The 309-nt window shown below is 35.6% G+C and carries 1 protein-coding gene; it reads left to right on the top strand.

Annotated elements, in window-relative coordinates:
* A partial coding sequence (locus IAI56_RS16165; protein WP_187658801.1) for a transposase occupies positions 1–309 on the top strand: 309 nt, incomplete at both ends.

Raw genomic sequence — 309 nt, 5'->3', positions numbered from 1 at the left:
CACAAAGAACACTACGACCGCATGCATCAAAAACTTACACAAAACGAGAAATATGCCAAGAAGATGTCAAGAATACGAAGCAAAACCGTAGAACCAGTGATAGGTACTTTGGTAAACTTTACTAATATGAAGCGAGTAAACACAAGAGGTATTAAAAACGCCAACAAACATGTACTGATGGCAGCTTTGACCTATAACTTCAAGAAATACCTGCGTTTTACCATCAAAAAACCAAGTGTTTTAGCTCAAGTTGTTTCCCTAAAACAAGGAAAGAACTTGGCTTTTATAAAATCAGTCTTTTTAGACTTA

The sequence above is a fragment of the Flavobacterium macrobrachii genome, assembly GCF_014486675.1.
GTDB classification, from domain to species: domain Bacteria; phylum Bacteroidota; class Bacteroidia; order Flavobacteriales; family Flavobacteriaceae; genus Flavobacterium; species Flavobacterium macrobrachii.
The sequence above is the reverse complement of the archived record's forward strand: the minus strand, read 5'-3'. Positions and strand labels throughout refer to the sequence as shown.